Genomic DNA, 10,290 nt, shown 5'->3' with positions numbered 1-10,290 from the left:
GGGACCGGCTGGGCACCTTCAGTCCCAGGCTGCTGCCGAAGTACGCGCGGCGGACCGGCGGCCGGCGGCACGGACCACGGCGCCGATCCGGACACCCACGGCTCGGGCCGTACGGAGTACCCGCGCGGCGCGGGCCCCCGCGTGGGCGCCCAGCGCGCGGGCGGCGCGCCGGGCCCGGACGGCACGGGCGGATACGCCCCGGGTTCGGGCCGCACCCCGTACCCCGGCAGCGAGAGCGCCACCCACATCGGCACCCCGGGCCGCACCCTCGCCGTCGACGAAGCCCACGACTCGGGCCGCACCCCGTACCCGGACTCCGGCCGCACGCCGTACCCCTCCGGTTCCGTGCCCCGGGTCGGCGGGCAGCGTTACGTCAGTGCGCCCGGGGACACCCCGAGCTCGCGGACCGTTCCCGGGACCGGGACCGGCCCCTGGGGCAGCGCCACTGACCGCGGTGGTGATGTCCAGGGGGCCGACAGTCTCCGTTCCACCGGTTCCGGGCGCGGCTCGAACCGGGTCAGCGGGCCGCGCGGCAGCGACACGCCACGGATCGCCGCGCGGGGCGCCCAGAGCGCCGCCGAGGCCGGACGCACCGCCGTCGAGGCCACCGCGGGCACGGACGCCGACGCGGGCACCGGCACACCCGCCCCCGCGGTCGCCCCCGCCTCCTCCTCCGCCGAAGGCACCGTCCCCGCGGCCGTCGGGCGGCCCGTGGTGGTGCTCGGGGCCGGGCCCCGGGGCTCGGTCAGCGTGGATCTGGCGGAGGAGGGCCCCCACCTCCTCATCGAGGGACCGGCCGGCAGCGGACGTACGGAGTTGCTGCGGGCCGTCGCCGCCTCGCTCGCCGCCGCCGCCCGGCCCGACCGGCTGGGCATTCTGCTGGTCGACGGCGCGGGCGGCGACCGCGGCGAGGGTCTTCGCCCCTGTACCGAACTTCCGCACGCGTTCATGCACCTGGTGGCCTCCGATCCGGTGCGGATGCGGGAGTTCGCCCAGGCGCTGGGCGGCGAGCTGAAGCGTCGCGCCGAGCTGCTCGGCCAGTACGACTTCACCGAGTGGCACCACCGGCACGAGGTGGCGCGGCGGGTGGTCGGCCAGCGCCCGCCGGTCACCGCGGAACAGCGCGGTGACGTGGACACCCCGATGAGCGGCACGCTCCGGCTGCGTCCCACCGCCCGGTCCTCGGACTCCGGGCCCTCCCCGCTGCCCCGGCTCGTCGTCCTGGTCGACGACTTCGACGCGCTGGTCGCCCCGGCGCTCGGCAGCCCCGGCCGCCCCGCCGCGGGTTCGGTTGTGCGGGCCCTGGAGGCCGTGGCGCGGGAGGGCGGCCGGCTGGGCGTCCATCTGGTCGCGGCGTCCGCCCGCCCGGAGCGTACGGAGGACACGGACCTGGCCCACGGGGCCCGGCTGCGCATCGTGCTGGACGCTCCGGTGGTCGCGCCGTCGCCGGAGGACCCGGCGCCCGGCCGGGGCAGGCTCGGGCATCCGGACGGGCGGGTGACGCCGTTCCAGGGCGGCCGGGTGACCGGGCGCATCCCGCGCACCGCCACGCTGCGGCCCACCGTCGTGCCGCTGGAGTGGGAGCGGATGGGCGATCCGCCGACCCGGCGCCCGGTCCGCGAACTGGGCAACGGACCGACGGACCTGGCGCTGCTGGCCAGTGCGCTGGAGCGGGCGGCCCGTTCGGTGAACGCCGAGCCGATAGCCCCGCTCGGGCCCGTCCACTCCTGACGGGCACCGGGTCCCGACATGCACTGACATCACGTCACGAGCCCATTACGATCAAGGAGTTGACACGAGAAGCGGTATTGCGGCGTCCGCACACCGGGCGTAGGACTGTGCGCACCAACGATGTGAGAGACGGGGAAGCAATGCGCACAACCCTTCGGATCAGCAGGGCCGCCGCGGTGTTCACCGCCGTCGGCGCACTGGCCCTCACCGGCTGCAGTGACGACGGCGGGAAGGACAAGCCGGACAAGACCTCGGGGAGCGACAAGGGCAGCCCCTCCAGCGTCGCGCTGCCCAAGCTGGACGGCGAGAAGCTCTCGGTCGCGGCCGTCTGGACCGGTGCCGAACAGGCCAACTTCGTCAAGGTCCTCAAGGAGTTCGAGAACCGCACGGGGGCGAAGGTCACCTTCGTCCCGGCGCAGGACCCGATCGTCAACTTCCTCGGTACGAAGATCGCGGGAGGCCAGCCGCCGGACGTCGCGATGATCCCGCAGGTCGGCGCGATCCAGCAGGCCGCCCAGAAGAAGTGGGCGAAGCCGGTCGGCCCCGAGGCCAAGGCCCAACTGGCCAAGAACTACTCGAAGGTCTGGCAGGACCTCGGCGCCGTGGACGGCACCCAGTACGGCGTCTACTTCAAGGCCGCCAACAAGTCCCTGATCTGGTACAACGTCAAGGCGTTCGAGAACGCGGGCGCGGCCGAGCCGAAGACCTGGAAGGACTTCCTGAAGACGGCCGAGACGGTCTCCGCCTCGGGTGTCACCCCGGTCTCGGTCGGCGGCGCGGACGGCTGGACCCTCACCGACTGGTTCGAGAACATCTATCTCTCCCAGGCCGGTCCGGAGAAGTACGACCAGCTGGCCCAGCACAAGATCAAGTGGACGGACCCGTCCGTCAAGAACGCGCTGACCACGCTCGGGCAGCTCTTCGGCAAGCCGTCGCTGATCGCGGGCGGCGCCGACGGCGCGCTGCAGACGGAGTTCCCGGCCTCGGTCACCCAGACCTTCACCGGCGGTGACACCCCCAAGGCCGCGATGGTCTTCGAGGGCGACTTCGTGGGCGTCAACATCGCGCAGACGAAGGCGAAGATCGGAACGGACGCCAAGGTGTTCCCGTTCCCGGCGGTCGGCGCCGAGTCCCCCGTCGTGACCGGCGGCGACGCCGCGGTGGCGCTGAAGGACGGCAAGGGCGCCCAGGCCCTGCTGACCTGGCTGGCCTCGACCGACGCCGCGCAGATCATGGCCGAGCAGGGCGGGTTCATCTCGCCGAACAAGGGCCTGGACGCCGCCGCGTACCCGAACGAGGTGCAGCGCACGATGGCAAAGGCGCTGGTCGCGGCCGGTGACTCGGTCCGGTTCGACATGTCCGACCAGGCGCCGCAGTCGTTCGGCGGGACGCCCGGCAAGGGCGAGTGGAAGACCCTCCAGGACTTCCTGAAGAACCCGAAGGACATCGCGGGGACTCAAGCGAAGCTGGAGTCCGACGCGGCCAAGGCGTACAAGAGCTGACGGAATGACGACACCCGCAGCGGGGGGCGCCGACGCGGTGCCCCCCGCCGACAAGCAATCGTCCGCGGGGCCATCGGCGCCCGCGCCCAGGAAGCCGTCGGACCCGCTGTCCGGCGGCCCGGGACGCAGCCGCAGGAGTGTGACCGGCACCCGCCGGTTCATCGCGGCGCTCTTCCTGGCACCCGCGCTGGTGCTGCTGGGCGCGCTCGTGGTCTATCCGATCGTGTACTCCGTCTACCGGTCGTTCTTCGACCCTGCGGGTACGGGCTTCGCCGGACTCGACAACTACAAGGCGCTGTTCACGGACGACACCATCCGTACGGCGGTCAAGAACAACGCGATCTGGGTCGTGCTCGCGCCGACGGTCTCCACGGCCCTCGGCCTGATCTTCGCGGTGCTGACGGAGCGGATCCGCTGGGGCACGGCGTTCAAGCTGGTCGTCTTCATGCCGATGGCGATCTCCATGCTCGCCGCCGGGATCATCTTCCGGCTGGTGTACGACGCCGCCCCGGAGCGCGGGGTCGCCAACGCCGTATGGGTGGGTGTGCACGACACGTTCGCCGAGTCGGCCGGGTACCCGAAGGCGCATCCGCTGCCCGTCCACCCGCTCAAGGCCGGCGCGGCAGGCTCGTTCGTCACCAAGGAGCCGGTACGGGCCGGGCAGCCGGTGCGGCTGCCGCTGGTCGGTGTGGTTCCGGCGAACATGCCGAAGGACGCGAAGCCCGCGAAGGCCGCCGCGGCGGAGGACGGCGAGATCACCGGCACCGCGTGGCTGGACTTCACCAAGGGCGGTGGCGGCCGGCCCAATGTCATCGACGCCAAGGAGCTGGGGCTCAAGGGCCTCAAGGTCGAGGCGGTCAAGGACGGCAAGGTCGTCGCGTCGGCGACGGCGGGCGCGGACGGTACGTTCACCCTGCCCGCGTCGGCGGACGGCGCCGGACTCCGGCTCCCCGCCTCGAACTTCAAGGAGCCGTACAACGGGGTCGAATGGCTCGGCCCGACGCTCGTCACCCCCGGGATCATCGGTTCCTACGTCTGGATGTGGGCCGGGTTCGCGATGGTGCTGATCGCGGCGGGGCTCGCGGGGCTGCCCCGTGAACTCCTCGAAGCGGCCCGGGTGGACGGCGCGAACGAGTGGCAGGTGTTCCGCCGGATCACGGTGCCGATGCTCGCGCCCGTGCTCGTGGTGGTGCTGGTCACGCTGATGATCAATGTGCTGAAGATCTTCGACCTGGTCTTCATCATCGCGCCGGGTTCCTCGCAGGACGACGCGAACGTGCTGGCGCTCCAGCTCTACCGGTCCTCGTTCGGCACGGACGCGGACCTCGGGATCGGCAGTGCCATCGCCGTACTCCTGCTGCTGCTGGTACTCCCGGTGATGTACGTCAACATCCGCCGGATCCGGAAGGAGGGGCGCCGATGACAAGAGCGTCGACCACGGCCACGAGCACGCCGGCCAACGATGCTCCGCTGAAGGCCGAGCGGTCCCTCGGCGCGCGTATCGCCGCCCGCGCCGGCGGCGGTGCGATGCGGGTCTTCCTCGTCCTGGTGGGCCTGTTCTGGCTGATGCCGACGATCGGGCTGCTGCTGTCCTCGCTGCGCGGCCCGGACGACATCGCGTCGACCGGCTGGTGGAAGGTCTTCACGGCCCCGTCCCAGCTCACCTTCGACAACTACTCCCAGCTGCTCGACAACTCGACGATCACCCACTCCCTCCTCAGCACGGTCATGATCACCGTCCCGGCGACCGTCCTGGTCGTCGTGATCGGTTCACTGGCCGGATACGCCTTCGCCTGGATGGAGTTCCCCGGCCGCGACTGGTGGTTCCTGGTGGTCGTGGGGCTGCTGGTGGTTCCGGTGCAGGTCGCCCTGGTCCCGGTCTCCAAGCTGTTCGGCGCGGTCGGGATCTTCGAGACGACCTTCGGCGTGATCATCTTCCACACGGCCTTCGGCCTGCCCTTCGCGATCTTCCTGCTGCGGAACTTCTTCGCGGAGATCCCGAGGGAGCTGCTGGAGGCGGCCCGGCTGGACGGGGCGGGCGAGATCCGGCTCTTCACCCGGGTCGTGATGCCGCTGGGCGGTCCGGCGATCGCCTCGCTCGGCATCTTCCAGTTCCTCTGGGTGTGGAACGACATGCTGGTCGCGCTGATCTTCGCGGACTCCGACTCCCCGCCGATCACGGTGGCCCTGCAGCAACAGGTACGGCAGTTCGGCAACAACATCGACGTGCTGGCGCCCGGCGCCTTCGTGTCGATGGTGATTCCGCTGGCGGTCTTCTTCGCCTTCCAGCGTCAGTTCGTCTCCGGCGTGATGGCGGGCGCGGTGAAGTAGGCCGCGAGCGAGCGGTGGCGCAATGCGCACTGCTGTACGTCAACACGGGGCGGGGCTGCTCACCACAGCAGCCCCGCCCCATCTGCCATTTCGTGGATTTGCCACGTTTTGACGTAACCCGGGCACTCCATCGGACGTTTGCGGACCACCCGCCCGCGCAGCGAACGACCCATGGATGTGTTGTGCCCCGGTTCAGTGTCATCGTGCCCGCGTACCGGGTTCAGGCATATCTGCACGAGAGCCTGGACTCGGTACTCACCCAGTCCTTCGAGGACTTCGAGATCATCGCGGTGGACGACTGCTCACCGGATGCCTGCGGCGCCGTCATCGACGAGTTCGCCGCCCGCGACCGCCGGGTGCGGGCCCTGCACCTGCCGGAGAACGTGGGCCTGGGCCGGGCCCGTAACGCCGGAATCGCGCAGGCCACCGGCGACTACCTGATCTTCCTGGACGGCGACGACACCCTGACCCCCGGCGCACTGCGGGCGGTCGCCGACCGGATCGGGGCGACCGGGGAACCCGACGTACTGGTCTACGACTACGCCCGTACGTACTGGACGGGCGAGAGCCTACGCAACAGCTTCGCCGGGCAGCTCGCCGAGACCGGCCCGCCGGCCTTCACGCTCGCCGACCGGCCCGGCCTGCTCAAGGTGCTGATGGTCGTCTGGAACAAGGCGTACCGCCGCGCGTTCGTCCAGGCCGAGGGGTTCACCTTCCCGCCCGGCTACTACGAGGACACGCCCTGGACCTACCCGGTCCTGATGGCCGCCGGCTCGATCGCGGTCCTCGACCGGGTGTGCGTGGGCTACCGGCAGCGGCGCCGGGGCAACATCCTGTCCACCACCAGCCGCAGCCACTTCGACATCTTCGAGCAGTACGACCGGGTCTTCGCGTTCATCGACGCCCGCCCCCGACTCGCCTGCTGGCGGCCGTTGATCTTCCGCAGGATGCTCGACCACTTCTCCACGCTGTTCACCACCCGGGGCCGGCTGCCGCGCGGCGGGCGCGCCGAGTTCCTGCGCCGGGCCCGCGTCCACTGCCGCCGCTACCGGACCCCCGGCACCCCCGCCCCGCTCCGCACCCGGCTGCGCCACGGCCTGATCCGGCTGGGCGCACACCGTACGTACCGCGCGCTGTGGAGCGCGCAGGCGCTCTGCGGCCGGCTGCGCCGGATCGCCGCGGCGGTCCACCGGGTGCTGCGGGCGGCCGCGCTCCAGGCTTACTACCGCGTCCAGTTGAGGCTGCCCGTCCAGGGGGACCGGGCGGTGTTCGCCGCGTACTGGTACCGCGGCTACGCCTGCAATCCGGCGGCGATCGAGGCCAAGGCCCGCGAGCTCGTGCCCGGACTGCGGACCGCCTGGATCTGCCGCCCCGAGGACGCGCACACCGTGCCCACCGCGACCCGCAGGCTCGCCCCCGGGACGTACGGCTACTGGCGGGCGCTGGCCCGCTCCAGATATCTGGTGAACAACGTCAACTTCGACCGGCGGCTGGTCAAGCGGCGCGGCCAGGTGCTGCTCCAGACCCATCACGGCACACCGCTCAAGACCATGGGCCTGGACCTCCAGGACCGCCCGGCGGCGGCTCGCGGGGCGGACTTCGGCCGGCTGCTCGCCAGTGTCGACAAATGGGACTTCTCCCTCTCGGCGAACCGTCACTCCACCCTCGTCTGGGAGAAGGCGTACCCGTCGGCCGCCGCGCACTGCGCGACACTGGAGTACGGGTATCCGCGCAACGACGTCTTCCAGCGGGCCACCGCCGACGACGTGGCGCGGCTGCGCGAGGTGATCGGCATCCCCGAGGGCCGGCTGGCCCTGCTGTACGCGCCCACCCACCGCGACTACCGCCGCGCCCAGTGCCCCGCTCTCGATCTGGCGCGCGTGCTGCGGGTCCTGGGTCCGGGCTTCGTGATCCTGGCCCGCGCGCACTATTCGTACGACGCCCCGATGGACCGCGAGCCGCATCCGCGGATCATCGACGTCAGCAGCCATCCCTCCGTCGAGTCGCTCGCGCTCGCCTCGGACGCGCTGATCACGGACTACTCCTCGCTGATGTTCGACTACGCCAATCTGGACCGGCCCGTCGTCATCCACTGCGGCGACCGCGAGGCGTACGAAGCGGCCCGCGGCACCTATTTCGATCTGCACTCCTGCCCGCCCGGCGCGATCGCGCACAGCGAGGAGGAGCTGCTCGACATCTTCACGACCGGCCACTGGTGCGGCGCCCGCTCCGCCCGGCTGCGGGCGGCGTTCCGGGCGCGCTTCTGCCCGTACGACGACGGGCACGCGGCGGAGCGGGTGGTGCGCCGGGTCTTCCTCGGGGACACCGCTGTGCAGCCGCCCGCGATTCCGCCGGACCGGCGGCTCCCCGCCCCGGCGGCGGGGAACCCGGCGCGGTTCCCGGTACCCGTACCGGCCACCGCCACGGTGCCCGCGGACCGGCAGGCGCCCGCGGACCCCGGCCTCGCCGCGGCCCGGCCCACCAACCACCCATGACCGTGCTCCTCCCCCTCCCCCACAGAACCGTGTCCGAGAAAGAGTCCGTATGCCCCGGCTGAGTGTCATCGTCCCCGTCCGCCGTGCCCGAGGGCAGCTGCGCGAGTGCCTGGAGTCGGTGCTCAGCCAGTCGTTCACGGACATCGAAATGATCGGGGTCGACGACGGGGCGCCGGACGGTTCGGGGCTGCTGTTCGACGAGTTCGCCGCCCGGGACAGCCGGGTGCAGGCCATCCATCTGCCGCCGGGGGCCGGTGCGGACGGGCGGCGCAATGCCGGGGCCGAGCGGGCCCTCGGGGACTACCTGATCTTCCTGGAGGGCGACTTCGTCCATCTGCCGGGCGCCCTCCGGGCCGTCGCCGACCGGCTGGACGCGACCGGTGACCCCGAGCTGCTGCTGTTCGGCCATCACCGGAGGCCCTTCCGCGGCCGCCCCCGGCCGACCCGTTCGCTGGAACTGCTCGGCGGGCTGCCCGAGGGCCGGTTCACCCTCGCCGAGCACCCCGTACTGCTGGACGTCGCACCGGTCTCCTGGAACCGCGCCGTGCGTCGCACCCTCCACGAGGGCGAGAAGCTGACCTTCGGTCCCGGGCCGCACGGGGAGCGGATGTACGCGTTCCAGACGCTCGCCGCCGCCGAATCCGTCGCTGTTCTCCCCACCCCCTGCGTCGAGCACCGGGGCCGGCGCCGGCTGTCCGGTCCGGCCGACGCGACGGAACCGGCGGACGGCTCGGCACCGCACCGGCTGGTCGACGCGTATGCCGGTCTGATGGAGTTCGTACGGGACCGGCCGCCGCTGCATCCCCTGCGGACCCTGCTCTTCGAGCGGGCGGCCGGCGAACTCCTCGCCGGGTACCCGTCGGTGACCCGGCGTCGCAGGCGCTACGTACGCTCCGTGGCGGCGTTCCACCGTGCGCACCGGCCGGAGGGTCACCGCTTCCCGGGCGGTGCCAGGGGGCTGCGGCCCCGGCTGATGGGCGGTGGCCGGTATGCCGTGCTCGGTGCGCTCGACACGGTCCTGGCCCTGCGCCGGAGCCTGCGGGCGGTGCCCGGCGCGGTCCGGGCACGGGCCAGGCGCGGTCTGTCCGGGCGCTACTACTGGTGGCAGCGCAGGCTCCCGCTGGACCGCGGGCTCGCCGTCTACGCGGCGTACTGGAACCGTGGTCCGAGCTGCAATCCGGAGGCCGTGTTCCGCAAGGCCCAGGAGCTGGCCCCGCAGGTGCGCGGAGTGTGGGTGGTGTCGCGGAACCAGGTGGGCTCGGTGCCCGAGGGCGTCGACCACGTGGTGCCGGGAACCCGCCGGTACTGGCAGGTACTGGCGCGGGCCACGTACTTCTTCAACAACGTCAACTTCCCCGACCACCTGGTCAAGCGCCCCGGCCAGATCCATGTGATGACGCATCACGGCACCCCACTGAAGATCATGGGGCTCGATCAGCAGAACTATCCGGCGGCGGCCCAGGGGCTGAACTTCGACCGGCTGCTCCAGCGCGTGGACCGGTGGGACTGGAGCGTCTCCGCCAATCCGCACTCCACCGAGGTGTGGGCCCGCGCCTATCCGAACGCGGCCCGGTCCCTCGAATCGGGCTATCCGCGCAATGACGTCCTCGCGACGGCGACGGACGACCGGGTCGCGGCGGCCCGCCGGGACCTGGGCATCCGGCCCGGACAGCGCGCCATCCTGTACGCGCCGACGCACCGCGACTACGAGGCGGCGTTCACCAGCCGGCTCGATCTGGTCCGGTTCTGCGAGGCGCTGGGCCCGGACACGGTGGTGCTGGTCCGCACCCACTACTTCTACGGGGGTGCCGGGCTGCCGGACCACCCCTTGCTCATCGACGTCTGCGACCATCCGCAGATCGAGGAGCTGTGTCTGGGGGCGGACGCGCTGGTCACGGACTACTCGTCGGTGATGTTCGACTACGCCCATCTGGACCGCCCGATCGTGGTGCACGCCCCCGACTGGGAGACCTACCGCACGGTCCGGGGGGTCTGTTTCGATCTGCTGTCCGGCGAGCCCGGCGACACCCCCGGGGCGATCTCCACCGACACGGACGGGCTGGCCCGGATCTTCCTCGACGGCAGCTGGCGGAGCCCGGAGAACGAGGCGCTGCGGGCCGCGTTCCGGGCCAGGTTCTGTCCGTACGGGGACGGGCGGGCCGCGGAGCGGGTGGTGCGGCAGGTGCTGCTGGGCGAGGTGGAGCCGGCCGTCGGACGGGCCTGAGCGGCCC

At 72.0% G+C, this 10,290-nt stretch carries 6 protein-coding genes; all 6 read left to right on the top strand.

Annotated elements, in window-relative coordinates:
* Nucleotides 1-1,731 (top strand): FtsK/SpoIIIE domain-containing protein (locus ABZY11_RS28605; protein ID WP_356481896.1); only part of this gene is annotated, 1,731 nt, incomplete at its 5' end.
* 140 nt (nt 1,732-1,871) lie between these two features.
* Nucleotides 1,872-3,233, top strand: a complete 1,362-nt coding sequence (locus ABZY11_RS28600) for an ABC transporter substrate-binding protein (protein WP_356481895.1) — start codon at nt 1,872-1,874, stop codon at nt 3,231-3,233.
* 4 nt (nt 3,234-3,237) lie between these two features.
* Nucleotides 3,238-4,656, top strand: a complete 1,419-nt coding sequence (locus ABZY11_RS28595) for a sugar ABC transporter permease (RefSeq protein ID WP_356481894.1) — start codon at nt 3,238-3,240, stop codon at nt 4,654-4,656.
* Entirely contained in the window at nt 4,653-5,564 is a 912-nt protein-coding gene (locus ABZY11_RS28590) for a carbohydrate ABC transporter permease (protein WP_356481893.1), read from the top strand. The genes ABZY11_RS28595 and ABZY11_RS28590 overlap by 4 nt, the downstream gene beginning before the upstream one ends.
* 182 nt (nt 5,565-5,746) lie before the next feature.
* The gene (locus ABZY11_RS28585; protein WP_356481892.1) at nt 5,747-8,059 is read left to right on the top strand and encodes a bifunctional glycosyltransferase family 2 protein/CDP-glycerol:glycerophosphate glycerophosphotransferase; all 2,313 of its coding nucleotides are present in this window, start codon (nt 5,747-5,749) and stop codon (nt 8,057-8,059) included.
* Between the two features lie 49 nt (nt 8,060-8,108).
* The gene (locus ABZY11_RS28580) at nt 8,109-10,283 is read left to right on the top strand and encodes a bifunctional glycosyltransferase family 2 protein/CDP-glycerol:glycerophosphate glycerophosphotransferase (RefSeq protein WP_356481891.1); all 2,175 of its coding nucleotides are present in this window, start codon (nt 8,109-8,111) and stop codon (nt 10,281-10,283) included.
* Nucleotides 10,284-10,290 lie beyond the last annotated feature (7 nt).

It is taken from the genome of Streptomyces sp. NPDC006510 (genome assembly GCF_040611955.1).
Classification (GTDB): Bacteria; Actinomycetota; Actinomycetes; order Streptomycetales; family Streptomycetaceae; genus Streptomyces.
This window is presented reverse-complemented; position numbering and strand designations above follow the sequence as displayed.

Coding starts and splice junctions, on each gene's coding strand:
- ABZY11_RS28580 (WP_356481891.1), top strand. CDS start 8,109: ATGCCCCGGCTGAGTGTCATCGTCCCCGTCCGCCGTGCCCGAGGGCAG.
- ABZY11_RS28595 (WP_356481894.1), top strand. CDS start 3,238: ATGACGACACCCGCAGCGGGGGGCGCCGACGCGGTGCCCCCCGCCGAC.
- ABZY11_RS28590 (WP_356481893.1), top strand. CDS start 4,653: ATGACAAGAGCGTCGACCACGGCCACGAGCACGCCGGCCAACGATGCT.
- ABZY11_RS28600 (WP_356481895.1), top strand. CDS start 1,872: ATGCGCACAACCCTTCGGATCAGCAGGGCCGCCGCGGTGTTCACCGCC.